This is a genomic window from Actinoplanes sp. NPDC049598 (assembly GCF_040675435.1).
In the GTDB taxonomy this organism is placed as follows: domain Bacteria; phylum Actinomycetota; class Actinomycetes; order Mycobacteriales; family Micromonosporaceae; genus Actinoplanes.
In genome coordinates this window covers 111,412-136,067 of record NZ_JBFAOX010000012.1, presented here as the reverse complement: position 1 = coordinate 136,067, position 24,656 = coordinate 111,412, and the positions used below count along the sequence as shown (strand labels likewise).

At 70.7% G+C, this 24,656-nt stretch carries 30 protein-coding genes and 1 riboswitch; of the genes, 18 read left to right on the top strand and 12 right to left on the bottom strand.

Features of this window, described 5'->3' with window-relative positions; all coding sequences use genetic code 11:
- Positions 1-24 precede the first annotated feature (24 nt).
- From AB0J66_RS26905 to AB0J66_RS26890, 4 genes are read right to left on the bottom strand one after another with little or no spacing between them, the layout of a single operon-like run.
- Entirely contained in the window at positions 25-582 is a 558-nt protein-coding gene (locus AB0J66_RS26905; protein ID WP_364665953.1) for a hypothetical protein, read from the bottom strand.
- On the bottom strand, positions 579-2,441 hold the full coding sequence (dnaG, locus tag AB0J66_RS26900; RefSeq protein ID WP_364665951.1) for a DNA primase: 1,863 nt from the start codon (positions 2,439-2,441) through the stop codon (positions 579-581). The genes AB0J66_RS26905 and dnaG overlap by 4 nt, the downstream gene beginning before the upstream one ends.
- 11 nt (positions 2,442-2,452) lie before the next feature.
- A complete protein-coding gene (locus AB0J66_RS26895) occupies positions 2,453-3,667 on the bottom strand; it encodes a deoxyguanosinetriphosphate triphosphohydrolase (RefSeq protein ID WP_364665948.1) in 1,215 nt (404 codons plus the stop codon).
- A 10-nt stretch (positions 3,668-3,677) separates the two neighbouring features.
- Positions 3,678-4,040, bottom strand: a complete 363-nt coding sequence (locus AB0J66_RS26890; protein ID WP_364665945.1) for a VOC family protein — start codon at positions 4,038-4,040, stop codon at positions 3,678-3,680.
- A gap of 269 nt (positions 4,041-4,309) precedes the next feature.
- Between AB0J66_RS26890 and AB0J66_RS26885 the strand changes: the two genes are divergently transcribed.
- The 6 genes from AB0J66_RS26885 (at position 4,310) to AB0J66_RS26860 (ending at position 9,143) form a co-directional block, all read left to right on the top strand.
- Positions 4,310-4,657: a hypothetical protein gene (locus tag AB0J66_RS26885; protein WP_364665942.1), complete on the top strand. Its 348-nt coding sequence runs from the start codon at positions 4,310-4,312 to the stop codon at positions 4,655-4,657.
- A 9-nt stretch (positions 4,658-4,666) separates the two neighbouring features.
- Positions 4,667-5,752, top strand: coding sequence for a DUF4388 domain-containing protein (locus tag AB0J66_RS26880; protein WP_364665940.1), 1,086 nt, complete (start codon positions 4,667-4,669; stop codon positions 5,750-5,752).
- 39 nt (positions 5,753-5,791) lie between these two features.
- Positions 5,792-6,280: a roadblock/LC7 domain-containing protein gene (locus tag AB0J66_RS26875; RefSeq protein WP_364665937.1), complete on the top strand. Its 489-nt coding sequence runs from the start codon at positions 5,792-5,794 to the stop codon at positions 6,278-6,280.
- A gap of 64 nt (positions 6,281-6,344) precedes the next feature.
- A complete protein-coding gene (locus AB0J66_RS26870; protein ID WP_364665934.1) occupies positions 6,345-6,716 on the top strand; it encodes a hypothetical protein in 372 nt (123 codons plus the stop codon).
- A 69-nt stretch (positions 6,717-6,785) separates the two neighbouring features.
- Positions 6,786-7,865, top strand: coding sequence for a DUF2786 domain-containing protein (locus AB0J66_RS26865; RefSeq protein WP_364665932.1), 1,080 nt, complete (start codon positions 6,786-6,788; stop codon positions 7,863-7,865).
- A gap of 57 nt (positions 7,866-7,922) precedes the next feature.
- A complete protein-coding gene (locus AB0J66_RS26860; RefSeq protein WP_364665929.1) occupies positions 7,923-9,143 on the top strand; it encodes an MFS transporter in 1,221 nt (406 codons plus the stop codon).
- Here AB0J66_RS26860 and dusB read toward each other — a convergent pair.
- Positions 9,132-10,250: a tRNA dihydrouridine synthase DusB gene (gene dusB, locus AB0J66_RS26855; RefSeq protein WP_364666369.1), complete on the bottom strand. Its 1,119-nt coding sequence runs from the start codon at positions 10,248-10,250 to the stop codon at positions 9,132-9,134. The genes AB0J66_RS26860 and dusB overlap by 12 nt on opposite strands.
- 14 nt (positions 10,251-10,264) lie before the next feature.
- Positions 10,265-10,804 carry a hypothetical protein gene (locus AB0J66_RS26850; protein WP_364665927.1) on the bottom strand — a complete coding sequence of 180 codons (540 nt, stop codon included), beginning with the start codon at positions 10,802-10,804 and terminating at the stop codon, positions 10,265-10,267.
- A gap of 357 nt (positions 10,805-11,161) precedes the next feature.
- Between AB0J66_RS26850 and AB0J66_RS26845 the strand changes: the two genes are divergently transcribed.
- On the top strand, positions 11,162-11,656 hold the full coding sequence (locus AB0J66_RS26845; protein ID WP_364665925.1) for an XdhC family protein: 495 nt from the start codon (positions 11,162-11,164) through the stop codon (positions 11,654-11,656).
- On the opposite strand, the gene AB0J66_RS26840 is transcribed toward AB0J66_RS26845, so the two are convergent.
- The 3 genes from AB0J66_RS26840 to AB0J66_RS26830 all read right to left on the bottom strand — a co-directional run bounded on the left by AB0J66_RS26840 (position 11,653) and on the right by AB0J66_RS26830 (position 13,949).
- Entirely contained in the window at positions 11,653-13,026 is a 1,374-nt protein-coding gene (locus tag AB0J66_RS26840) for a glycine--tRNA ligase (protein ID WP_364665922.1), read from the bottom strand. The two genes, AB0J66_RS26845 and AB0J66_RS26840, sit on opposite strands and share 4 nt — an antisense overlap.
- Before the next feature lie 63 nt (positions 13,027-13,089).
- On the bottom strand, positions 13,090-13,590 hold the full coding sequence (locus tag AB0J66_RS26835; RefSeq protein WP_364665919.1) for a hypothetical protein: 501 nt from the start codon (positions 13,588-13,590) through the stop codon (positions 13,090-13,092).
- A gap of 17 nt (positions 13,591-13,607) precedes the next feature.
- Positions 13,608-13,949, bottom strand: coding sequence for an antibiotic biosynthesis monooxygenase (locus AB0J66_RS26830; protein WP_364665917.1), 342 nt, complete (start codon positions 13,947-13,949; stop codon positions 13,608-13,610).
- A gap of 37 nt (positions 13,950-13,986) precedes the next feature.
- Between AB0J66_RS26830 and AB0J66_RS26825 the strand changes: the two genes are divergently transcribed.
- From AB0J66_RS26825 to AB0J66_RS26795, 7 genes are read left to right on the top strand one after another with little or no spacing between them, the layout of a single operon-like run.
- Complete coding sequence (locus AB0J66_RS26825) at positions 13,987-14,241, top strand: DUF6703 family protein (protein WP_364665915.1); 255 nt, start codon at positions 13,987-13,989, stop codon at positions 14,239-14,241.
- Between the two features lie 48 nt (positions 14,242-14,289).
- Complete coding sequence (locus AB0J66_RS26820) at positions 14,290-15,195, top strand: metal ABC transporter substrate-binding protein (protein WP_364665913.1); 906 nt, start codon at positions 14,290-14,292, stop codon at positions 15,193-15,195.
- Positions 15,192-15,974 carry a metal ABC transporter ATP-binding protein gene (locus AB0J66_RS26815; RefSeq protein ID WP_364665910.1) on the top strand — a complete coding sequence of 261 codons (783 nt, stop codon included), beginning with the start codon at positions 15,192-15,194 and terminating at the stop codon, positions 15,972-15,974. The genes AB0J66_RS26820 and AB0J66_RS26815 overlap by 4 nt, the downstream gene beginning before the upstream one ends.
- A 3-nt stretch (positions 15,975-15,977) precedes the next feature.
- A complete protein-coding gene (locus AB0J66_RS26810) occupies positions 15,978-16,853 on the top strand; it encodes a metal ABC transporter permease (RefSeq protein WP_364665908.1) in 876 nt (291 codons plus the stop codon).
- On the top strand, positions 16,850-17,143 hold the full coding sequence (locus AB0J66_RS26805) for a metalloregulator ArsR/SmtB family transcription factor (RefSeq protein ID WP_364665905.1): 294 nt from the start codon (positions 16,850-16,852) through the stop codon (positions 17,141-17,143). The genes AB0J66_RS26810 and AB0J66_RS26805 overlap by 4 nt, the downstream gene beginning before the upstream one ends.
- A complete protein-coding gene (locus AB0J66_RS26800; protein ID WP_364665902.1) occupies positions 17,140-17,577 on the top strand; it encodes a transcriptional repressor in 438 nt (145 codons plus the stop codon). Before AB0J66_RS26805 ends, AB0J66_RS26800 begins: the two co-directional genes overlap by 4 nt.
- Positions 17,578-17,611: 34 nt before the next feature.
- Positions 17,612-18,220 carry a hypothetical protein gene (locus AB0J66_RS26795; RefSeq protein WP_364665899.1) on the top strand — a complete coding sequence of 203 codons (609 nt, stop codon included), beginning with the start codon at positions 17,612-17,614 and terminating at the stop codon, positions 18,218-18,220.
- Here AB0J66_RS26795 and AB0J66_RS26790 read toward each other — a convergent pair.
- On the bottom strand, positions 18,186-18,710 hold the full coding sequence (locus AB0J66_RS26790) for a DUF6328 family protein (RefSeq protein WP_364665897.1): 525 nt from the start codon (positions 18,708-18,710) through the stop codon (positions 18,186-18,188). The two genes, AB0J66_RS26795 and AB0J66_RS26790, sit on opposite strands and share 35 nt — an antisense overlap.
- Before the next feature lie 52 nt (positions 18,711-18,762).
- Complete coding sequence (locus AB0J66_RS26785; protein ID WP_364665894.1) at positions 18,763-19,581, bottom strand: alpha/beta hydrolase; 819 nt, start codon at positions 19,579-19,581, stop codon at positions 18,763-18,765.
- A gap of 139 nt (positions 19,582-19,720) precedes the next feature.
- Positions 19,721-19,823: riboswitch (TPP riboswitch) on the top strand.
- 57 nt (positions 19,824-19,880) lie between these two features.
- Here AB0J66_RS26785 and AB0J66_RS26780 point away from each other — a divergent pair.
- From AB0J66_RS26780 to AB0J66_RS26765, 4 genes are all read left to right on the top strand, one after another.
- Positions 19,881-20,453, top strand: a complete 573-nt coding sequence (locus AB0J66_RS26780) for an ECF transporter S component (RefSeq protein ID WP_364665891.1) — start codon at positions 19,881-19,883, stop codon at positions 20,451-20,453.
- 18 nt (positions 20,454-20,471) lie between these two features.
- Entirely contained in the window at positions 20,472-21,893 is a 1,422-nt protein-coding gene (locus AB0J66_RS26775; RefSeq protein ID WP_364665888.1) for an ABC transporter ATP-binding protein, read from the top strand.
- Positions 21,894-21,945: 52 nt separating this feature from the next.
- Positions 21,946-22,749: an energy-coupling factor transporter transmembrane component T gene (locus tag AB0J66_RS26770; protein WP_364665885.1), complete on the top strand. Its 804-nt coding sequence runs from the start codon at positions 21,946-21,948 to the stop codon at positions 22,747-22,749.
- Between the two features lie 171 nt (positions 22,750-22,920).
- The gene (locus AB0J66_RS26765; RefSeq protein ID WP_364665882.1) at positions 22,921-24,033 is read left to right on the top strand and encodes a hypothetical protein; all 1,113 of its coding nucleotides are present in this window, start codon (positions 22,921-22,923) and stop codon (positions 24,031-24,033) included.
- A 10-nt stretch (positions 24,034-24,043) separates the two neighbouring features.
- On the opposite strand, the gene AB0J66_RS26760 is transcribed toward AB0J66_RS26765, so the two are convergent.
- On the bottom strand, positions 24,044-24,604 hold the full coding sequence (locus tag AB0J66_RS26760) for a helix-turn-helix domain-containing protein (RefSeq protein WP_364665879.1): 561 nt from the start codon (positions 24,602-24,604) through the stop codon (positions 24,044-24,046).
- Positions 24,605-24,656: the final 52 nt, after the last annotated feature.

The following is a 24,656-nucleotide window of genomic DNA, read 5'->3' as shown; positions in this document are numbered from 1 at the left end:
TTAGGGCGGGGGTACGACAAAAACTCAGTCCGGCCCGGCCATGCCCTCCTGAGCGGCCGAAACCAGCGTGTCGGTCACCTCGATCACGGTCGTGTGCGAGACCGGGGTCCCCGAGTCGTACCGGACCGCCCACGACAGCCCGTCCCGCCCGCTCACCCGGCGCCCGACGATCCGTACGCCACCGACCAGGAACGGCTTCTCCGGCCGGTTCGTCGACACCTGCACCGGGTGGTGGTTGGTGTAGGCGACCGACTTCGACACGCGCATGCGTACCTGGTCCGGAACCTGACCCGGATCCAGCAGCAAGAAGGTCTGCACGGGCCCGTCCACCATGACGGTGTAGCCCTCCCGCTCCTCGGCCACCTCGGCCGGGGTGACCCGCAGCTCACGACCCGACCAGGCCGCCTTGTGGATCTCGTGCCAGCCCAGCCGGGACGGCGCCGAGGGCAGCCACAGCCCGAGGTTGGTCGCCACCACGGCCTGCTCGTCGGCGGTCGCCGCCCAGGCCACGACCCGCTCCTCGGGGGCCAGCGGCGGCTTGAGCGCCGAGGGCAACGAGGGACGCCGCCGAAACAAGCTCACAATCCACCTGCCGCCTGGTCACGCAGGGCCCGCGCCTGCTGTTCGAGGGAGAAGAGCTCACCGGCGAGGGCCAGGTAGTCGTCCTTGTGGGCGACCGGGTTGAGCCGCTGCACCTTGGACTTCAGATCCCGGATCCGGGTGGTGACATAGCCGACCTGCAGCCGGGCCAGGGTGATCTGCACGTACCGGGGATCGACGGCCCCGTCCACGTACAGCTCCTCCACCGCGAGCTCGGAGATCAGGCCCTGGCCGGCCAGGTCGTCGCAGCTGTCCCGGACCTTCTCGATCCAGACCACGCCGCCCGAGGAGACCGAGGAGGCGCCGCCGGCGGCCGCGATGGCCGAGCGGATCGCCGCGAAGACCGGGTCGGCGTAGTTCTCGGCGCCCAGCGAGTCGAACATCGGGCCGGCCATGACCGGCTCCTGCAGGGCCAGCTTGAGCGACTCCCGCTCGACGAGGCGCTGCGGGGAGTCGGGGGCGGCCTTGGCGGACCGCGGCGCGGGAGAGGAATCCCCACGACTGGCCGAGTTGACCGCGCGCTGCACCGGCTCGAGGTCCATGCCGAGATCGGCCGCGAGCTTACGGGCGTACTCCGGCCGCATCTCCCGGTCCTTGATCTTGGCGACCAGGGGGGCGGCCCGGCGCATGGCCTCGACCCGGCCCTCGACCGTGTCCAGATCGAAGCGCGAGATCGTGTGCCGCAGCGCGAAGTCGACCAGCGGCTCCCGCCCGGCGATCATGTCGCGCACCGCGAGGTCGCCCTTGGCCAGGCGCAGCTCGCACGGGTCCATGTTGTCCGGGCTGACCGCGATGAACGTCCGCCCGACGAACCGCTGATCCTCCTCGAAGGCCCGCAGCGCGGCCTTCTGGCCGGCCGCGTCGCCGTCGAACGTGTAGATGATCTCGCCGACCACGCTGTCGCTGTCGAGCAGCAACCGGCGCAGCACCCCGATGTGGTCGACGCCGAACGACGTGCCGCAGGTGGCCACCGCGGTCGGCTCCCCGGCCTCGTGGCAGGCCATCACGTCGGTGTAGCCCTCGACGATCACCGCCCGGCCCCGCTTGGCCATCTCCCGCTTGGCCTGGTCGATGCCGTAGAGCACGTGCGACTTCTTGTAGAGCGGCGTCTCGGGCGTGTTCAGGTATTTCGGGCCGTCGTCATCGTCGAACAGCTTGCGCGCGCCGAAACCGATCACGTCGCCGGCCAGATCCTTGATCGGCCACAGCAGCCGCCCCCGGAACCGGTCGATCAGCGACCCGGAGCGGGCCGGCTTGGTCAGCCCGGCCGTGTTCAGCTCCTCGGCGGTGAAGCCCTTCTGCCGCAGATGCTTGGCCAGCGTGTCCCACGCGTCCGGCGCGAAGCCACACCCGTACTTCTCGGCCGCGTCCCGCCCGAAGCCCCGCTGGGCGAGGAACTCGCGCGCCTTGCGCGCCCCCGGCGTCGACAGCTGAGCCTGGTAGAACTCGGCCGCCGCGACATGCGCCGCCAGCAGCCGCTGCTTCTGCCCGGCCTGCGGCCTTTTAACAGAGCCTGGCGAATTGTCCGCGTCATACCGCAGCTGAATCCCGGCCCGCCCAGCCAGTCGCTCGATCGACTCGATAAACGACAAATGCTCGGCATCCATCAGGAATTTGATGGCATCGCCACCGGCCCCGCACCCGTGGCAGTAGTACACGCCGCGTGCGGGGGCCACCGTGAAGGACGGGGTCTTCTCGTCGTGGAAGGGGCACAGGCCCTTGAGGTTGCCGCCGCCCGCCGAGCGCAGCGTGACCGACTCGCTGACGATCTCCTCGATCGAGGTCCGGTCACGGACCAGCGCAATATCCTCGTCCTTGACCCTGCCCGCCACGGCATACATCCTGCCTCGCGTCAGGCCCGGGCCGCCACCAGGGTCCGGTGCCAGGCGACGGCGGCCGGGTCGGTGAGCGACGCGACCTGATCGATCACTACGCGCAGTGCTGCAGCATCACTCTCCGCTGCCTCGTGGAGAGGCAGAAAGACCGGGTCAAGGGTGCCGGGCGTACGCGTCAAAGCGTCGACCAGCTCGATGAGGATCGTCCGCTGCTGCTCGTACCACGACTCGGCCGCCCGGGCGCGCATCACGTACCGCAACGCCATGCCCTTGAGCAGCGCGCACTGATTACGCACCGTGGGCGGCACGATGAGGTTGGCGTCGTAGCGGCGCACCTTCTCCACCCCGTACCTGTCCTGGGTGGCCCCGACCGCCGAGGCCACGAACCGCCCGGTCAGGACGCTGGTCATCCGTTTGAGGGCGACCTGGGCCCGGTACGTGCCGTCGTAGCCGGCGACCTCCGTCACCACCGGGTCGGCCAGCAGGTGATCGAGCGACCCGGCCAGCTCGTCGGCGCTCTCGTCGGAGTAGGTGGCGGCCACGTCGGCGCAGAGGGCGGCCCGTTCGGCCGGATCGGCCAGCAGCGGGCGCAGCGCCAGGTAGCCGCCGTGCACGCCGTCCTCGACGTCGTGCACGGAGTACGCCACGTCGTCGGCCCAGTCCATGACCTGGGCCTCCAGGCAGCGGCGCTCGCCCAGCGCGGCCGGGCGCACCCAGTCGAAGACGGCGCGGTCGTCCTCGTACACCCCGAACTTGCGCCGCCCGGGCCGGCGCGGCCAGGGGTATTTGCAGCTGGCGTCGAGGGAGGCCCGGGTCAGGTTGAGGCCGGCCCCGGGCACCTTGGCCTCGAGCCGGGTCAGCACGCGCAGGGTCTGCGCGTTGCCCTCGAAGCCGCCACAGGCTTCGGCGGCGGCGTGCAGCGCGGACTCGCCGTTGTGGCCGAACGGCGGGTGCCCGAGGTCGTGGGCGAGCCCGGCCACGTCGACCACGTCGGGGTCGCAGCCGAGCCGTTCGCCCATCTCGCGGGAGATCTGGGCGACCTCCAGGGAGTGGGTCAGCCTGGTCCGCAGGAAGTCGTCCGAGCCCGCCGTGTGCACCTGGGTCTTGGCCGCGAGCCGGCGGAAGCCGGCCGAGTGCAGCACCCGCGCCCGGTCCCGCTGGAAGGGAGTGCGCCCGTAGCCGCTGTCCTTAGCCGGCTCAGGGACGAACCGCTGGGCGTCGAACGCCGTCATGCGACCAAGATTAGTCAGCCTTCCGCGACGACAGGACGCAGAACTCGTTGCCCTCGGGGTCGGCCAGCACGACCCACGGAACGTCGTCGCCCTGACCGACGTCGGCGTGCCGGGCACCCATGTCGATCAGCCGCTCGACCTCGGCCTCCTGGTCCTCCGGGCGCAGGTCGATGTGCAGGCGGTTCTTGACCGTCTTGGCCTCGGGCACCGGCGTGAACAGCAGTCCGGGCAGCTGGTCGGGAGTCTTGCGGATCTCCACCTCGTCCGGCTCGTCGGTCACGATGACCCAGCCGCCGAGGGCTTCCGCCCACCAGCGGGCCAGACGCCCGGCGTCCCGGGCGTCGACCACGATCTGCTCCCACACCAACGCCATGCGGCGCCTCCCTCATCGAAAAGTGGCGATCATGTTACGCCCACCCGGCCAGTCTCTCTCGGTGAGCGAAGCCGCCGGAACATGACGCACAGCGGGTGCGACTGCCCGTCGCACGGTCGCCGGAGGATGGCCCACGGTGACGGCGGGCGACGTCGTCGCCGACCAGGAGACTCGCCGATGGCCGCGGCAACGAGGCACGGCCCGGCGGCGACAGCAGCACAGCGCTGAGGAGAGAAGTGCCCGGCGTCGACCACTGTCTACAGGAGGCCATGGCGATCCCTGGCGCGGTCGGCGCCAGCATCGTCGACTACACCACGGGGTTCCCGGTCGCAACGACGGGAGCCGCACCCAACAACGACCACGAGGCCGCGGCGGCGGGCACCGCGGACGTCGTCCAGGCCGCGACGACCCGATCGCTGTACGTCTCGGCCCTCCCGCACGACCTGCTCGAGGACCTGATCATCACCACGGCCGGCGGCTATCACCTGCTCCGGCCGGTGCAGACCGACTTCGACAGCCGGCTGGTCCTCTACGTCTGGCTCGACCGGGTGCAGGGGAACCTCGCGGTGGCCCGCCGCCGCATGCAGAAGCTCGCCGACGACCTAGTCGCTACATAAGGGGAACAGGTGACAACCACGCGGACGGCCGCCCCGTCGCGCCTGCTCACGCAGGTGGCGGGCGAGCGGCAGACCGGCACCCTGGTGGTCGGCGGCCACCCGGGCGGCGCGGTCTACGTCCTCGAGGGGCGGGTCATCTACGCCGAGTCGCCGGCCGCGCCCGGTGTCGGCGAGCTGCTCACCGCGTCCGGCCGGCTGGCCGGGCGGACCTGGCAGAACGCTCTCGACCTGGGCACCTCCACCGCCCGGGTCGGCCGGCTGCTGGTCGAGCAGGGTCATCTCACCCAGGGTGAGCTGGAGCTGTGCGTGCTGGGGGCGACCTACGACGCGGCGTACTTCGCCCTGTCGGCGCCCGAGGCGCCGATCGACTTCCTGCCGGAGGCGACGCACTGGCTGGGGCCGATCGCGCACATCGACCCGGCGGCCATCACCCGGGAGGTACGCCGCCGGGTACGCCTGCTCGACGAGATCTTCCCGGACGCGCGGGTGGACACGGCGGCGGTCACGCCCGCGTCGCGCCTGCCCCGCGAACGGGTGACGGTGACCGCCCTGCAGTGGGAGCTGCTGATCAACGCGGACGGTCAGCGGACGCCGGCCGACCTGGCCCTGCTGCTCGGCAAGGCCGGCTACGCGACCATCCAGGAGCTGCGGCGGATGGCCGCGCTCGGTCTGCTGGAGCTTCCGGAGGTACGCGTCGCCGAGGCGCCGGAGATCGTCCGGCTGCCCCGGGTCCGTGGGCAGTCGGTCGACATCAAGCGCCCGGTCATCAAGCCGGGGGACGCGCCGACCAGGCCCGCGGCCGGCGGGGCACGGGCGGCCGTTCCCGCTCCCCCGGCCCGTCCGGCCCGTCCGGTGCCGGTCGTCTCGGCGCCCCCGGCGCCGGCCGTCTCTGTGTCACCGGCAGCCGTTTCCGAGCCGCCGCCGCCGGCCGAGCCGCCGCCGCGCAACTCGCTCCCCCCGCCGCGTCTGGCCCGGCGCAAACCCGGGGCCAAGCTGCCCAAGGAGGTGGCCGGCGAACCACCGCCCCCGGTGCATCCCGGCACCGACGAAGTCCTGCTCAAGCGCATCCGCACCGCATTGCGGGCCTTGCGGTGACCCGCGCACCCCCCTGCACGCGAGAAAGAGAGGCCGAGGATGACGGTGGATCCGGCGGTGCTCGAGGAGCTCGACCGCCTGCGAGGCCGTATGCCGGAGCTCTCCGGCAGTGTCCTGGCCTCCACCGACGGGCTGGTGATCGCGCACGACGCGCACGGCATCGAACCGGACAGCATCGCCGCGCTGGCCGCCGCGCACCTCGCACTGGCCCGCCGGTTCGCGTACGCGGTGAACCACGGCGAGCTGCGCGAGTCGGTGGTCGAGTGCGACCGGGGCTACATCACCTCGTACACCGCGGGCCCGACGGCCCTGCTCACGCTGGTCACCACGGGCGACGCGAACCTCGCCATGGTGCATCTGGAGGCGCGCCGATGCGTACGCCGCCTCGTAAGGATCTTGAAGTTGGAGACCAAGCCGCCGCAGCCGCGGCCGGAGATCCCGCAGCAGCCGGGACCGGCGGCGCTGACCCGGCGGACACCGCTGTCCACCCTCACCACCAACGCCCGTCGCCGCCAGGCCGCGGGCTGAGAACGAACGGTGCCACCGGCCCTTCCGGGGCACCGCCATCCCACCGCAAACGGAGGACCCATCCATGGCCGACATGGACACCGCACTGAAGGAAATCATGGAGATCGACGGCGCCGTCGGCGTCGCGCTGGTCGACCACACGAGCGGCATGGCCCTCGGCACTATCGGCGGCGGCAAGGAGCTCGACCTGACGGTCGCCGCGGCCGGCAATACGGACGTGGTGCGGGCCAAGCTCCGGGCCATGGAGATGCTCAACATCACCGAGAAGATCGAGGACATCCTCATCACCCTGGAGAGCCAGTACCACCTGATCCGGCCGCTGACCAGCCGGGCCGGGAAGGGGCTGTTCCTCTATGTCGCGCTACGCCGTGACCGCTCGAATCTGGCCATGGCCCGGCACCAGCTCAAGCGGATCGAGAACGACCTCGACGTCTAGGTTCTTGCAGGTGTCAGCCGGGGAGGGCCGATCACGGCCCTCCCCGGCGGCGTCTGTAGCGTCGACAGCGTGTCAGTGGAGGACGTCGTCCGCGAGGTGGTCAGCGGGGCGATCGGCTACGAGGCGGGGCTGGACGCGCTGACCGTGGCGCCGGCGGGCGAGGTTGACGCCGCCCTGACCGGCGCGCTGCGGGATGCTTTCGATCGGCTCTTCCGCGGTGGGTGGCAGCCCGCTGAGCTGCACCGGGTGATCGCGCGACTGGGTGATCCCCTCAAGGCGGACATGGTCGCCGCGGCCGCGGCCGGCTACGCGGGACGGTTCTCACCGGTCGATCCGCGCTGGGCCGACCAGGCGTCGTCGCTGCCGGCCGCGCCGGCCCGACGGCCGGACCGGATCTCTCTGCTGGACTCATCTTTGGGTCTTTTGACCGAATTGCGGCGCCTCCCATCGATCGACGTGCTGATCCCTCCACCGGGAGCTGCGCCCGATTTGTCGCACAAATCGGACAACAGGGTCCTCGACCGCGTACGGGCTCTGCTCGCCAAAGCCGAATCGACGGACTTCCCGGCCGAGGCGGAGGCGTATTCGGCCAAGGCCCAGGAACTGATCGCCCGGCACAGCATCGAAGAAGCACTGACCACGGCCGGCCGGGCCGAGGTGGTGCCGTTCGCGCGGCGGATCGGCGTCGACCACCCGTACGAGAGCGAGAAGGCCGCCCTGCTCGACGCGGTGGCCCGGGCCAACCACTGCCACACGGTGTGGTCGCCCGAGCTGGGCTTCTCGACGATCTTCGGCTACGACACCGACATCGACGGGGTGGAGCTGCTCTACACGTCGCTGCTCGTGCAGGCGAACCGGGCCATGGCCCGCGACGAGCCGGCCAAGGGCAAGGCCCGGATCAAGGCGTTCCGGCGGAGCTTCCTGGTGGCTTATGCCGTACGCATCGGCGAGCGGCTCACCGAGACCATCCGGCACGAGATCGCCCAGCACAGCGACCTGCTGCCGGTGCTGCGCAACCGCGAGATCCAGGTGCGCGAGGTCATGCAGAAAGCCTTCCCGCGGACGGTACGGGCCCGCGGCAGCCGGATCGACAGCCTCGAGGGCTGGGAATCGGGCCGGGCGGCGGCCGACGAGGCCGAATTGCGTTGACGCGTGGGGCAGACTGAGGGCATGCATCCTCCCCATTGACGCTGAACCCTTTACGCGGTGCGGGCCCTCTCGGAGGGCGTGCCGCTCTACCCGGTGTACGCCTTGCTGTTCGCGGACGCCGGGCTCTCGACGGCCCAGGTCTCGTCGCTGTTCGTGATCTGGTCGGTGGTCGCCTTCGCGGCCGAGGTCCCGTCCGGCGCGCTCGCCGACGTCTGGTCGCGCAAGCGGCTGTACGCGATCGGGGAAGCCCTGACCGCGGCCGGCTACGCGTTGTGGCTGCTGTGGCCGTCCTACCCGGGTTTCGCGCTGGGCTTCGTGCTGTGGGGTCTGGGCGGCTCACTGGGCTCGGGCGCGCTGGAGGCCCTGGTCTACGACGCCCTCGACGCGAAGGACGCCTACGCCCGGATCATCGGCCGCGCCGAAACCGTGTCGATCCTCGCCATGCTCGCCGCCACCCTGCTGGCCACCCCCGGCCTGCACGCCGGCGGCTACGCCCTGCTCGTGGCGGCCAGCGTCGCTGTGAAGCTCGCCGGCGCGCTGCTGGCCTTGCGCCTACCGGAAAAGCGGCTCAGCCCAAACCGGCCGCACCCCGCCGCCCCACCACCGGCACAGCCCGCCCCACCACCGGCGCAGCCCGCCCCACCGCCGGACCAGACCGCCCTACCGCCCGCGGCCCTACCACCGGCGCACCCCAGCGTCCCACCGCCCGCGCACCCCGCCCTCGAGTCGGACATTTCCGAAATGTCGTATTGGCGAGTGCTGCGGGATGGGGTGCGCCAGGCCGTCGGGACGCGGGTGGTGGCGCGGGCCGTGCTGGTGGCGGCGCTCGTGCCCGGGTTCAGCGCGCTGGACGAATACCTGCCGTTGCTGGCGCGCGACAAGGGTGCGCTCACGCAAGCCGTACCGCTGCTGTTCGCTCTGACGGCCTTGGCCATGGCCGCCGGAAGCGCCCTCGCCGGCCGGGGACGCGGACTGCCCGGCGCGTTGATCGGGGCGGCCGTCCTGCTCGCGGCCGGCGCCCTCACCCCGTACCTGGCCGGAATGGTCGCCGTCTCGGCCGCCTTCGGCCTCCTGCAGTACGCGATGATCCGCGCCGAGGCCCGCCTGCAGGACCGGATCACCGGCCCGGCCCGGACCACCGTGCTGTCCGTGGCCGGTTTCGCCGGCGAGGTCTTCGCCGTCACGCTCTACCTGGGTTTCGCCGTCGACCTGCCGCTGGCCGTGCTCTTCGCGCTGGCCGGCATCCCGCTGCTGATCACCGCGCTGCTAGCCGCCTGAGTTCTCCATCTCCGCGCCTTCGGGCACGCTGTCGTCGTCCCGGCTCTCCAGCCAGCCGTACGGCAGGGAGACCTTGCCCGGCGCGTTGACGCGCCCCCGCGGCTTGCCGAGCTCGTCCTCCGGGAACGGCACCGACGGGTCGAGCTTGCCGAGCAGATCGTCGAGCTGGGCCAGCGACGACACCATGGACAACTCCCGGCGCAGCTCACCGCCGACCGGGAAGCCCTTCAGGTACCAGGCGATGTGCTTGCGGAAGTCGGCGCACCCGTGCTTCTCGTCCTCGAGCGCGTCCACGAGCAGCTCCGCGTGCCGCGACATGATTTTCGCGACCTCGCCGAGCACCGGCAGCACCGGCTTGTAGTCGGCCCCCTGCGTGAAGGCGGCCTCCAAATCGGCGAACAGCCACGGCCGTCCGAGGCAGCCGCGCCCGACCACGACCCCGTCCACGCCCGTCTGCTCCACCATGCGCAGCGCGTCCGAGCCTTCCCAGATGTCCCCGTTGCCCAGCACCGGCACGTCGAGCGCCTGCTTGAGCGTCGCGATCGCGTCCCAGTCGGCGTTCCCCGAGTACCGCTGCTCGGCCGTCCGCGCGTGCAACGCCACCGCCGCCACGCCGGCCTCCTGAGCGATCAGCCCGGCCTCGACGTACGTCAGGTGGTCCTCGTCGATCCCCTTACGCATCTTGATCGTCAGTGGGATCCCGAACTCGGCCGCCGCCTCCACCGCCTGCTTGACGATGCGCCCGAACAGCTTGCGCCGCCACGGCAGCGCCGACCCGCCCCCGCGCCGCGTCACCTTCGGCACCGGGCACCCGAAGTTCAGGTCCACGTGGTCGGCGAGGTTGTCCTCCCCCACCATGCGCACGGCCCGCGCCGTCACGTCGGGGTCGACCCCGTAGAGCTGGAGGCTCCGGAACCCTTCACCCTCAGCGAACGCCACCATCTTCAGCGTCTTGGGAATCCGCTCCACCAGCGCCCGCGTCGTGATCATCTCGCAGACGTAGACCCCACCCCCCTGCTCCCGGCAGAGCCGCCGAAACGCCACATTCGTGATCCCCGCCATCGGCGCCAGAACCACGGGCGGATCGACGACATGGTCCCCGAGCATGAGAGGTGCATTGGTCACGCCTCCGAGCATGCCATGACCACCACATCCACCCCCAATCCGAGCCACCAGGCGTGCGGGCGGGCACGGAGCAGCGCGTCGATCCGGCTGTGCCGCTCGATCCACGCTCGGGTGATGGGGCAGATCCAGTCGGCGATGTCGAGTGCCCTCGCGTGGATGTCCGCGATCGGCCGGTTGAACATCGGCTCGTGATGTGCCAGCCGGTTGCGGTTCAGATGCAGCTGCTGAACAGCGTCATAGACATGGCGTCTGGCCTGCCCGGGAAAGACAGGGAAGAAGCAGTTCCGCCACAACGTGCGGTCGTAGTGCCCGGAGAGCAGGAAGCGCCAGAAACCCAGGCTCAATTCGGCGACGACCCGGCCTGCCGTCTCCGAGCGACCGTGCCGGGTCGCTTCGACCCGCGCGGCTCTGATGACTTCCAGCGCTCGGGGCCGCAGCAGCCGGCCACGATCGAGGTACCAGCGCGGCTCGTTGAACTGCTGCGCCGACCACCGGGTCAAGTGGTCGTGCATGGCATTGCGCAGCAGGACCTCCACGTGGCCGCTGGTGGTGGCGAGCGCGGCCGCGACCTCGGCATTCCAAACGTAGAGATCAAGGGCGGACCTGAGGTCCCTACCGCGGCGTTGAGATAAGGCCCCATCCGTTCCGGCGACAGCCGCTGACGCAGAATGAGGTCGTGGGTGGTGCCGGATCCCATGGTTGTCGTCCTCCTGGCAGATGGGCTATGCTGCTCTCGAAAACCCCGGTCGCCTCTGCTTGCATGCCGCCGGGGTTACTGATTTTTCAGGGGCTTTTCGAGCGCTCCTGGGCCGTCGCTCCCCGGCAGGGTAGTCCAACGCCTATAGGCGCGGGTCAGCGGGTGGAATTCGCCGATATCTGGCAAGGTCAGCGGCGTGGGTGATGAGCAGAGGGCCGAGCTGAGTCCGCGCCGGCTTGTGGTGGTGTTCGAGTCGGCGGTGGGGGAAGCGCTGCTGCGACTCGCGGTCGAGCTGGGGTTCCAGTCCGTGCTGGTGGAGCCGGATGAGACGCGGCTTCAAGGGCCGCCGAAGGCGCACGGGGACACGTTCGTGCACGATCTCGCGGCGGCGCGGCTGGATGAGCACACCGATGTCGTGTTGAGCGATCATCACCGCGAGGAGATCGGGGCGGTGCTGCAGGAAGCGCTGGCCGCCGGGACGCGGTGGATCGGGATCGTGGGCAACCCGAAGGTCGAGGGGCCGCATGTGGCCGCGCTGCGGGAGCGCGGCGTCGGCGACGAGCAGATCGCGCGGGTGCACCGCCCGATCGGCCTCAACATCGGGTCGCGGACCCCGGCCGAGATCGCCGTGGCGACCCTGGCCGGGTTGATCGCGGACCGTAACGGCCGACCGGGCGGTTTTGCGTTTTAAAGCCCCTTGGCGAGCAGGTAGCTCTCGATCTGGGAGAGGGCGACCCGCTCCTGCTTCATCGTGTCGCGGTCGCGCACCGTCACGGCGTCATCGGTGAGGGTGTCGAAGTCGACGGTGACGCAGAACGGGGTGCCGATCTCGTCCTGACGGCGGTAGCGGCGGCCGATGGCCTGCGAGTCGTCGAACTCGACGATCCAGCGCTTGCGCAGGTCGGCGGCGAGGCCGCGGGCCTTGGGGGACAGGTCGGGGTTGCGGGAGAGCGGCAGCACCGCGACCTTGATCGGGGCCAGGCGGGGGTCGAAGCGCATGACCGTGCGCTTGTCGACGCCGCCCTTGGTGTTCGGGGCCTCGTCCTCGTCGTACGCCTCGAGCAGGAAGGCCAGCACCGCGCGGGTGAGACCGGCCGCCGGCTCGATCACGTACGGCACCCAGCGCTCCTGCTTCTCCTGGTCGAAGTACGACAGGTCCACGCCCGAGTGCTTGGAATGGGTCGACAGATCGAAGTCGGTCCGGTTGGCCACGCCTTCCAGCTCCGCGAACTCGGTGCCCCCGAACTGGAAGCGGTACTCGATGTCGACCGTGCGCTTCGAGTAGTGGGAGAGCTTCTCCTTCGGGTGCTCGTAGAAGCGCAGGTTCGTCTCGGACAGGCCGAGGTCGCGGTACCAGTTCCAGCGCTCCTGCAACCAGTAGTCATGCCATTTCTCGTCCGACCCGGGCTCGACGAAGAACTCCATCTCCATCTGCTCGAACTCGCGCGTGCGGAAGATGAAGTTGCCCGGCGTGATCTCGTTGCGGAAGCTCTTGCCGATCTGCGCGATGCCGAACGGCGGCTTCTTGCGGGCCGCCTGGGCCACGTTGTTGTAGTTGACGAAGATGCCCTGGGCGGTCTCGGGGCGCAGGTAGTGCAGGCCCTCGGCGCTCTCGGTCGGCCCGAGGTAGGTCTTCATCAGGCCGTTGAACATCTTCGGCTCGGTGAAGGTGCCCTTGTTGCCGCAGTTCGGGCAGTTGAGCTCCTGCAGCGAGGAGGGCAGCGAGCCGTGCTTGGCCTCCCACGCCTCCTCGAGGTGGTCGGCGCGGAACCGCTTGTGGCAGGACTGGCACTCGGTCAGCGGGTCGACGAACGCGTCGAGGTGACCCGAGGCGGCCCACACGTCACGGGACAGGATGACGGCGGAGTCGAGGCCGACGATGTCGTCCCGCTGCTGGACCATCGTGCGCCACCACTGGCGGCGGACGTTCTCCTTGAGCTCCACGCCCAGCGGACCGTAGTCCCAGGCCGAACGGGTTCCTCCGTAGATCTCGCTGGAGGGGAAGACGAAGCCACGGCGCTTGGCCAGGCTGACGACGGCGTCGATGCGGTCGGCGGGCATGTTCCTCCTACGCCGGCTGGGTGTCGGCGGGGACATCGTTATGGATCGGGACGAACAGAGAATTTACTCCGCGAGCTCGCACACCTCGAACGCGCCCGTGGACGTGTCCTGATCGAGCTCGGCGGTCAGCTGCTGGACGTCGCCGCCGGCGTAGGTCGCCTCGACCGGCACGGAGACGTCGTAGTCGAGCTTCAGCTCGCCCAGCCGCCAGGAGACGATCGGCTCTCCGGCGGAGACCCGGGTGCGGAACTCACTCTCCGACTCGTCGCGCTTCGCGCGGTCACAGAGGTGCTCGTACGCGTCGGAGTAGTTCTCGGTTTTCAGGGCGGTCAGATAGTCGCCGACGACCGCGTGCGCCTGCTCCTGCAAGGCTCGCGAACCGGCCGAGAACAGGCCGATCAGGGCCGCCACCCCACCCCCGCAGACCAGCACGAGCACGGTCGCGGCGACGCCGAGCCCCATGCCGATGCGCCGGCCCTTGCCCTCGACCGGCGGCGCCGGGAACGGCGGCTGCACGCCGGGCCCCTGCGGGGGCGGCGGGACGAAGGGCGGCGCCGTGGTCATGGCAGCAACAGTAGTCGTCAGCGCCAGGGCTCGGTGGCCCGGTCGCTGGCCGTCTCGACCACCGCGGAGCCCGGCTCGGCCGAGGCCAGGATCTCGAACGCGGACGGCTCGTCGAGCGATCGGGCCAGCAGCGGGGTGGCGTTGACCTTCACCTCGAAGGCGCCCAGCGCGCGCCGGTAGGCTCCGACCGATTCCCAGTCGGTGACCAGCGTCCATCGGGTGGGGTCCTCGAGCGCGCGGGCGAGCCGGCCGGAGAGATATCCGCGGCAGGCGGCCAGGGCGGCGAGGGCGGCGTGGGCCTGCGCGACGAAATCGTCGAGCGTTTCCGGCTGTACGTCGAAGCGGTTGAGCACCAGCATGGCGACAGGTTACGAGAGACGAGCGAGGGGTGACGCGGTGACACCGTCCGACAATGTGCTCCGCCGGCTGGCCCGGGTGAGCCCGACCACGGCTTTCATCGTCGCCCTGGCCGTCTTCCTGGCCGGGCTGTTCCTGCCCGGCATCGTCGGCGCCGCGCTGCTGTTCCTGCTCGGGGTGGGCCTGGCCACGCTGACCTTCACGACGTGGCCGGTGCAGTCGCCCACCACGCGGGCCCTCCGGCTGATCATGCTTGCTCTGCTGCTGGCGGTCGTGATCGCCAAGGCCCTGTGACCTATGCGCTTTTGACAATCATTATCATTGTCGGCGACAGTAGATGCTATGCGCCGCCTCCTCGCCGTCCTGCTCCCCCTGGCCCTCCTGGCCGGCTGCGGCAACGGCTCCGGCACCGAGGACGGCAAGCTCGCCGTGGTCACCGCCTTCTACCCGCTGCAGTTCCTGAGCGAGCGCATCGGCGGCGACCAGGTGAGGGTCTCCAACCTGACCAAGCCGGGGGCCGAGCCGCACGACATCGAGCTGACCCCGCGCCAGGTCGGCGACGTCGCCGGGGCCGGCCTGGTCGTCTATCTCGAGGGCTTCCAGCCCGCGGTCGACGAGGCCGTCGCCCAGGAGGGCAAGGACCACGCGTTCGACGCGGCGTCCGTGGTCACCCTGCTCGCGGCGGCCGAGGGCGACGACCACGACCACGAGCACGAGACGGCCGAGGGCGGCATGGACCCGCACGTCTGGCTCGACCCGGTCCGCTTCGCCACCATCGCCGACAAGCTCGGCGAGCGCCTCGGGCAGGCCGACCCGGCGCACGCGGCCGACTACAAGGCGCGGGCCACGGCCCTGCACACCGAGCTCGACCAGCTGAACACCGAGTACGCCACCGGGCTCAAGACGTGTGCACGCCGCGAGCTGGTGACCAGCCACGAGGCGTTCCACTACCTGGCCGACCGCTACGACCTGACCGAGGTCGGCATCACCGGCATCTCCCCCGAGGCCGAGCCCTCGCCGCAGCGCCTGGCCGAGGTGGCCAGGACGGCCCGGGCGACCGGCACCACCACGATCTTCTTCGAGACGCTGGTCAGCCCGGCCGTGGCCGAGACCATCGCCCGCGAGGTCGGGGCCCGGACCGCGGTTCTCGACCCGCTCGAGGGCCTGACCGATCCGGCACAGGACTATTTCTCCGTGATGCGCGCCAACCTCGGCGCGATCACCACCGCTCTGGGGTGCACAGCATGAGCATCGTCGACGTACGCCATCTGGCCGTCGGGTACGAGGGCCGGGAGATCCTGCACGACCTCTCCCTGAGCGTCGATCAGAAAGAGGTCGTCGCGATCCTCGGCGCCAACGGCTCCGGCAAGTCCACGCTGATCCGTACCGTCCTGGGCCTGGTCCCGATCGGCCGCGGCGAGATCGACCTGTTCGGCACGCCGCAGAAGCGCTTCAAGCAGTGGGCCCGCGTCGGTTACGTGCCGCAGCGCCTCGGCGCCGGCAGCGGCGTGCCGGCCACGGTCGGCGAGGTCGTCTCGTCCGGCCGGCTGGCCCGGCGCGGCGTCTTCCGGCTGCCCGGCGCGGCCGACAAGACGGCCGTGCGCGACGCGCTGACCGACGTCGGCCTGCTGGACCGGATCAACGACCCGGTCTCGACCCTCTCGGGCGGGCAGCAGCAGCGTACGTTGATCGCCCGCGCCCTGGCCGGGAAGCCGGACCTGCTGGTTCTGGATGAGCCGACGGCCGGGGTCGACGCGGCCAGCCAGGAGGCGTTCGCGGCCGCGCTGGGCCGCTTCGGTGAGGGCGGCGGCACGATCCTGCTGGTGGCGCACGAGCTCGGCCCGCTGCGCCCGCTGATCGACCGGGCGGTCGTGGTGCACGAGGGCCGGATCGCCTACGAGGGGGCGCCGCCCGAGCCGGCCGGTCACCACGCCGAGCCCGACCACGACCACGTGCATCCCCACGCCGTACAGCCCGCCGCGGGCATCTGCGAGTGGGCCCCGACAGATCGCATGGCGGCGAATTAAGAGATGGACCTGTTCCAGTACGACTTCATGATGCGGGCCCTGGCCGGCGCGCTCATCATCGGCCTGGCCGCGCCCTCGCTCGGCATCTACCTGGTGCAGCGGCGGCTCTCGCTGATCGGCGACGGCATCGGCCACGTCGCGCTGACCGGCGTCGGCGTCGGCCTGCTGCTCAACCAGTCCCCCGTGCTGGCCGCGGTGATCGTCTCGGCGATCGGCGCGATCGGCGTCGAGCTGATCCGCGAACGCGGCCGCACCTCGGGCGACCTCGCGCTGGCCCTGCTGTTCTACGGCGGCATCGCCGGCGGCGTGGTGCTGGTCTCGCTCTCCGACGACGCGAGCAGCAACAGCCTGATCCAATATCTGTTCGGCTCGCTGATCACGACGTCGCCCACGGACATCGCGCTGATCGGCGTCCTCGGCGCGCTCGTGCTGACCGCGATGCTGGCGTTCCGGCCGGCGCTGTTCGCCGTCTGCAACGACGAGGAGTACGCCCGGGTGAGCGGCCTGCCGGTCCGTACGCTCAACCTGCTCATGGCCGTGACCACCGCGGTGACCGTGACCATCGCGATGCGTACGGTCGGGTTGCTCCTGGTCTCGGCCTTGATGGTCATCCCGGTGGCCGCCGCGCAGCAGGTCACCCGCGGCTTCCGCAGCACGATGACGGTGGCCATGCTGATCGGCGTCGGCGCGGCCGGCCTCGGGGTGGTCTTCTCGGCCGAGGTGGACACCCCGCCCGGCGCCACCACGGTCATCGTGGCCCTGGCCGTCTTCGTGGCGATCGCCGTCGGCGGCACGCTGTGGCGCGTGCTGCGCCGCCGGTCCCAGCCACCGAACGTGGTGGAGCCACCGGACGTGGTTCTGCAAGGGGCCGGACGATGAGCGGATACGAGGCGTACGAGTCGGCCGGCGAGCTGCTGCGAGCGCTCTCGGCGCCGATCCGGGTGGCGATCGTGGCCGAGCTGGGCGCCGGCGAGCGCTGCGTGCACGAGCTGGTGGAGAAGCTGGGGGCGCCGCAGCCGCTGGTGTCGCAGCACCTGCGGGTGCTGCGCGGCGCGGGCGTGGTGCGAGGTGCACGACGGGGCCGGGAGATCGCATACTCCCTGGTGGACGACCACGTCGCGCACATCGTGGCCGACGCCGTCAGCCATGCGAGGGAGGTTCGTTCGTGAGCACGGAAAGTCAGCAGCGCAACACCAAGCAGCGCAGCGCGGTCAGCGCCGTGCTGGCCGAGACCGAGGGCTTCAACAGCGCCCAGGAGCTGCACGCCATCCTGCGCGAGCGCGGGGAGCGGGTGGGCCTGACCACCGTCTACCGCACGCTGCAGGGCCTGGCCGACGCCGGCGAGATCGACGTGATGCGGCCGCCCGGCGGCGAGCACCTTTACCGCCGCTGCAGCCGGACCCACCACCATCACCTGGTGTGCCGCTCGTGCGGGCGCGCGGTCGAGGTCGAGGGCCCGGCCGTCGAGACGTGGGCCGACAAGGTGGCCGACAAGCACGGCTTCGTCGACGTCTCGCACACGCTGGAGATCTTCGGAACCTGCCCCGGCTGTGCGGCCGCCCCCCGTCCAACCACCCCGGCCACCGCCCCTAAACCTGACTAAAGACTATTTGACGGCCACATGGGACGCTGTCGGCGTGAAGCTCTATGCCGACAGGGTTCCCACCGCCGTCCGCCAGCTGATCACCGACATCGCGGTGGTGATCTGGGTCTACCTCTGGGTTCGGGCCGGCCTGTGGGTGCACGACATGGTCGAGAAGCTCGGCGTCCCCGGGGCCAAGCTGGAGAGCGCCGGCGGCGGCATCGCCGACAACCTCTCCGACGCCGGGGGCAAGGTCGGCCGGGTCCCGCTGGTCGGCGACGACCTGGTCAAGCCGTTCAACGGGGCCGCCGACGCCGCCCGCAACCTGGCCGAGGCCGGCCACGACCAGCAGGAGGTCGTCGGCCGGATGGCGATCATCATGGCCCTGGCCGCGGTCGCCGTGCCGCTCGCGCTGGTGCTGTTCGTCTGGCTGCCGATGCGGGTGCGCTGGATCCGCCGGGCCGCCACGGCCACCGCCGTCCGCAACGAGCCCGCCGGCCGCGACCTGCTGGCGCTGCGGGCCCTGGCCGGCCAGCCGCTGAGCAAACTGGCCAAGATGGGCCCGGACATCGCCCAGAGCTGGCGCAACGGCGACGCCGAGGCGGTCGACGCGCTGGCCGAGCTGGAGCTCAGGCGTCTCGGCCTGAAAGCTTCTCGCCGCTAGATTCGGCGTAGTCCTCCTCGGCGCCCTCGTCGTCCTCGTCGATCCAGTTGCGGCGCAGCCACGGGATCCCGGCCCAGAAGGTCAGGAAGAAGAGGCCGGTGAGCGCGGAGAAGATGAACGCGATCGGCCGGTCCAGGATGAAGTCGGTGACCAGCAGGACGCTGGCGACCATGGAGACCAGCAGGAACGCGAGCCCGCCGGTCGCCATCGCGTGGGCGTAGCGGACCAGCTCGGGCTTGCGCCCCTGCCGGAACAGCGCCCGGTGGAAGGCGACCGGCGCGATGATCATCGCGGTCGCGCCCGCGGCGGCCAGCAGGGCCACGACGTACGTGTCCTTCTGAAATTGCGTGACCTTGGGGAAGCCGTTGCTGAACGGCAGGGTCAGCAGGAAGGCGAACAGGATCTGGATGCCGGTCTGCGCGACGCGGAGCTCCTGGAGGAGATCGGCGAAGTTGCGGTCCCAGCGCTGCTTCTCGGTCTCGTGCTTCATCCGGGGCTTCTCGGGGGGCATGCCGCGACGGATACCCCGAGGTGAACGTGAATCAAACTCCCCGGATGCGTGCGATGGCCGCCGCACTCAGGGCGGACGCCGCCTGCTCGGGCACCCAGTGGCTGATACCGCGCATAGCGACCATTTGGTAGTCGGCGTCGACCCAGTCCCGGGTGCGCAGGGCGGCGGTCAGCGAGACCACGCCGTCCTGGTCGCTCCAGACGTACGTGGTGGGCACGCGGATCAGCCGTACGTCCTTGAGCTGGTCCCCGGTCAGCGCCCGGTACCAGTTCAGACCGGCGGTCAGCCGGCCCGGCTCCCGCGCGGCGTCCACGTAGAGCTGGGCCCGCTCGCCGATCGGCCGCAGCATCCAGCGCAGCACCGCGGCGTCCCGGCTCAGCAGGAACCGCTCGGCCACCGGCGACTGGAAGACCTTGAAGTACGCCATCCGGGCCCGCTGCGACGGCCGTGTGCGCAGGGCCAGCCGCAGCGCCTGGGGATGCGGCACGGAGACCGCGGTCAGCGTGCGGACCCGCTCGGGATAAAAGGCGGCGAGCAGCCAGCCGATCTGCGCGCCCCAGTCGTGCCCGATGACGTGCGCGGACTCCAGGCCCAGGGCGTCCAGGACGCCGACCGCGTCGGCTGCGGCCTCGCTGAGGCGGTACGCGCCGACGTCGGCCGGCCGGGCGCCGGGGGAGGTGCCGCGCTGATCCATGGCGTACGTCCGCAGGCCCGCCTCGTGCAGCTTCGGCGTGAGCAGGTCGAACTCGCGGTGGTCCTGCGGAAAACCGTGCAGCAGCAGGACCGGGTCGCCGTCCTCCGGGCCGCCTTCGAAGACGTCGAAAGTCAAACCCCTGGCCTTGACCTCCATATGTGATCACTCCCTCGATAGGCGTAATGAAAAACCAGTGTTAGCGTCATCGAAACTAATACAGCGAAGTTCATTCGCGACGGTGGAGACGCCGTCGTCGGCTTGCGCACCTGCAACTCGAGGTAGGTCGCGAATGAACTTCGTCCGACAGGGGAGCGCACAGCGCTGAGAGTGCGGGCAACCGCAGACCCTCGCACCTGATCTGGGTAATGCCAGCGCAGGAAGTTCGGTCTTTCCTCCAGCCGCGCCGTCGTCATGACGGCGTGCGTCTCCTCCCGGTACCCACTGGGAGGTTTCACATGAACAACCGTTGGCGCACCATCGACATCGTGATCGCCTCGATCATCGCCGTCGCGTTCGGCGTGATCTTCTGGGCCTGGGGCCTGCTCTGGAACGGCCCCGCCGACGCCATCCCGCTGCCCGGCCGGGCCGTGCTGTACGGCGTCTGGCTGGTCCCGGCCGTGCTCGGCGCTCTGATCGTCCGCAAGCCGGGCGCCGCCTTCTACACCCTCAGCCTGGCCGCGCTGGTCTCGGCCGCGATCGGCACGAGCTGGGGCTGGACGCTGATCATCCAGGGCCCGCTCGAGGCCCTCGGGGCCGAGCTCGTGTTCGCCGCCTTCGCCTACAAGTCCTACCGCCTGCCGGTGGCGCTGCTGGCCGCCCTGACGGCCGGGGTGGTGGCCTCGGTCTACGACGCGTTCGTCTGGTACGGCGGCACGTCGTGGGCCACCATGCGGATCTGGTACATCGTCCTCACCGCGATCTCCTCGCTGGTGATCGCCGGTTTCGGCAGTGTCGCGCTGACCCGCGCGCTGGCCCAGACCGGCGTGCTCGACCGGTTCGCGGCGGGGCGTTCGCGTGCGCTCGTCTGATCTGGTCTAGTTCCCGACATGAGTGAGGTCGTTCTCCGCGGTTTCGGCTGGCGGCACGCGGGCCGCCGCGCCTGGGCCGTCCGCGACGTCGACCTGCGGATAGCGCACGGCGAGCGGGTGCTCCTGCTGGGTCCCTCCGGGGCCGGCAAGAGCACCCTGCTGGCCGCGCTGGCCGGGCTGTTGCCGGAGGACTCGGGCGAGGCCGAGGGCACCATCGAGATCGACGGACTGGAGCCGCACAAGGCCCGCGACCAGGTCGGCATCGTCTTCCAGGACCCGCAGACCCAGCTGGTCATGGCCCGCAGCGGCGACGACGTGGCCTTCGGCCTGGAGAACCGCGGGGTGCCGGCGGCCGAGATCTGGCCGCGGGTCAGCGACGCGCTCGACCGGGTCGGTTTTCCCTATCCGATCATCCGCTCGACCGCGGCCCTCTCCGGTGGCGAGGCCCAGCGGCTCGCCCTGGCCGGGGTGCTCGCCCTGCGCCCGCGCCTGCTGCTGCTCGACGAGCCGACGGCCAACCTCGACCCGGACGGCGCCGCACTGGTCCGCGAGGGCATCTCGTCGGCCCGCATCGACGCCTCCATGATCATCGTCGAGCACCGGGTGGCCGAGGCCCTGCCGCTGGTCGACCGGGTCGTCGTGCTGGAGCCGGGCGGCGGCATCCGGGCCGACGGCGCGCCCGAGGTCGTGTTCGCCGCCTACGGCGACCGCCTGGCCGACGAGGGCGTCTGGGTTCCCGGATTCACCATCCCCCCGCTCAAGTCAAGGTCAACTGCTTCGACCGCGCTGGTACGGGCGGAAGGGGCCACAGTGGCAAGCCGGCTGAACCCGGTGTCGCTCGGGGTGGGTGCGGGCGAGGTCCTGGCGGTGACCGGCCCCAACGGCGCCGGCAAGTCCACGTTGGCGCTCCTGCTCGGCGGTCTGCTCGCGCCCAGCGGCGGCCAGATCCGCGGCTTCGACGACCCGAAACCCCCGCACCGCTGGCGTGCGGCCACCCTGACCGGCCGGATCGGCTCGGTCTTCCAGAACCCGGAACACCAGTTCGTCACCACCCGCGTCGTCGACGAGCTGGCCCTCGGCCCGCGCCGGCTGGGCCGCTTCGACCAGCAGGTCATCGACGACCTGCTGGAGCGCCTCCGCCTGACGAGGCTGGCGCAGGCCAACCCGTACACCCTCTCCGGCGGCGAAGCCCGCCGCCTCAGCGTGGCCACCGCCCTGGCCACCGCCCCCCGGATGCTCGTGCTCGACGAGCCCACCTTCGGCCAGGACCGCCGCACCTGGATCGAGCTGGTCACCCTCCTGGCCACCCTGCGCGACGACGGTCACGCCATCGTCGCCGTCACCCACGACGACGACTTCGTCCAGACCCTGGCCGACCGCACCTTCCCCCTCGGCACCCCGCGCCTCCCCAACCCCCTCCCCCGCCGGCGGCGCGCATGAGCTCCCCTTCCCGCCTCGCGCCGGCCGACCTCTGTCTCCGTGGGCGGCGGCCATGAGTTTCGTTCTTCAGCCGATCGCGGATCCGGCGGCGCCGCTGGCCCGGCGCAACCCGGTGGCCAAGCTGGGCGCGGCGCTGCTGTTCACCCTGCCGCTGATCTCGACGCTGGACCCGCTCACCCCGGCCATCGCCCTGGCGATCGAGCTGGCGGTGCTCCCGCTGTTCGGCGTACGCCTGCGGGTTCTGGCCCGGCGCGCCTGGCCGCTCCTGATCGCCGCGCTGGGCCTGCTGGTCACCATGGTCATGTTCGCCGCCGACCGCGGCGGCCGGCTGCTGCTCGACTTGGGCCCGTTCGACGTCACCACCGGCGTGCTGATGGCCGCCCTCGGCCTGATCCTGCGCCTGTTCGCCATCGCCGTCCCCGGCGTGATCGTCTTCGCCACCACCGACCCCACCGACCTGGCCGACTCCCTGGTCCAGAACGCCAAGGCCCCACCCCGCTTCGCCATCGGCGCCCTGGCCGCCTTCCGCCTGCTCCCCCTGCTCGACCAGGAGTGGCAGATGATCACCCTGGCCCGCCGAGCCCGCGGCATCGACGCCGGCCGCAACCCCGTGGCCGCCCTGCGCCTCTTCGTCTCCACCGCCTTCGCCCTGCTGGTAGGCGCCCTCCGCCGCGGCGGCCGCCTGGCCGTAGCGATGGACGCCCGCGGCTTCGACTCCGGCCTGCCGCGCTCCTACGCCCGCCGCCAGACCTTCAAGCCGGCCGACACCGCCCTGCTCCTCGGCGCCGTCGCCCTGTCGGCTCTGGCCCTGGGGACGAGCATCGCCCTGGGCCTCTTCCGCCCCATCATCGGCTGAGTTAATTGACCGGCAGCTCAAACTGCTATACGTTGGCTTCGTACGCCCCAGTCTCGCCTCTGCCTCGAGCATGCCGCTGGGGCTCCTTTCTTTTCCAAGACCACCCCGATCGGGTGGTCTTGCTGATCTGGGCTACCGCGCAGCGAAGCGCCAGCTATACCGTCCCACCCCGTGGCCGGACATCGACATGCCGCAGCGGTCCCGCTCTGGATCTCGGCCGAGCGCTTCGAGCCGTACCTCCGCCATGCCGGCCATGATCACGACAAGGCTTGTGAACTCTATGAGTGGGCCGCGGAGCTCAACTCCGCGGCCTTCCAAGCCGTCCACTACGTCGAGGTGATCCTGCGCAACGCGATCGACCTGCAATTACAGATCCATCGCGACGAGAACCGATCCCGCATCCCATGGTTTCTCGGCCCGCTGGGCAGCGACAGGAGGAGCCAAGAAGAGATCGAGCAAGCCGTGGCGACCGTTCGTGCGCGTCTGCAGAAGGAAGACCCGCGCAAGGACACACGCGCCCAGATCGTCGCCGGCCTGACCTTCGGTTTTTGGGCGAACCTGCTCCAGACTCGTCACGAGGAACTTTGGCGCGCTGCGATTCGCAAGGCGTTCCCCCATTCCTCGGGGCGGCGCGCCGACGTCGCCGCCGCAGTCTTCCCGCTACGAACCTTTCGCAATCGGATAGCGCACCACGACTCACTGCTCGCCGTGGACGTGCCGTTCCAGGTCAGCCGCATGATCGAAGTGGCGGGCTGGATCGACCCCGGCGCCGCGACATGGCTACGGTCCACCGAAAAAGCTACGGCCCTCCACGCCAAGCGGCCTGTCCCCCGTAACGACACCGTCGTGGTTGCCGCAGGCGAAGCCTGGCCGCTGTATCAGAAAGTGCACGCTTACGTCTGCCAGCCCGGCCGGTCCTTTCAGCCGGTCGAGCATCTCGCCTTCTACACCGGCAAGGCCATCCAGCCTGAGATCGCTGCCATCCGTGATCGCGTTGACAGCGTCGAATGGACGCCGGCCGAGAGTCGTCGCCGGCGCGCCACCGGCGATCCGCGGGACAGGCGCCTCGCCGACATCATCGACCAGAGCAGCGCCGACGGCTGGGGCGGCGGCCGCTATCAGGTCTTCCTGCTGTCGGCTCCCGGCGAACCGGACCACCACACCCGCAACACACTGATCCCGCATACGTCGACGCCCGGCCGGGGACGAGCGTTCACCCGAAGCCAGCGATACGCGGTACGACAACAACTGATCTCCGCCGCTACCACCAGCGACTTCTCCTAACGGCGGGCCTTCAGCCGACGGCTTGCCGCAGGGCGGCGAGGGCTTCTTCGACGATGGCGAAGAGCGGGCGGTCGCCGTCCTGGTCGAGCCACTGGTCGAGGGAGACGAACAGCAGCGTCACGGCGGTTTCGGCCAGTAGGGCGGCCCGCAGCGGGTCGACGCCGCGGGCGCGGAAGCCGTCGCGGATGGCGGCGCTGACGACGTCTCGTTTGCGCAGGTCGCGTTCGCGCAGGCCAGGGTCGGAGCGGACGATCTGGCGGCGCACGCGGAGGTCGTCCCGGCGGCCCTCGAAGCGGGACTCGGCAACCGTGCGCAAGCCCTCGACCAGGATCGTCATCGGGTCGGCGCCGGGCGCGGCCTCGGAGATCATGCGGGTGGCCATCGCCGGGATCTCCTCGCCGCCGAAGAGGACCTCGCGTTTGTCGGCGAAGTGGCGGAAGAAGGTCCGGGTGGTCAAGCCGGCCCGGGCGGTGATCTGCGGGACCGTGGTCGCCGCGAAGCCCTGCTCGACGAACAGCTCGATGGCGGCCTGCTCGAGGCGTTCGCGCGCGCCGGGCCGCCATCTGCTCACCCCGCCAGTCTACGTGATGACATCGCATGTCATCACGCTCTACAGTCATGAC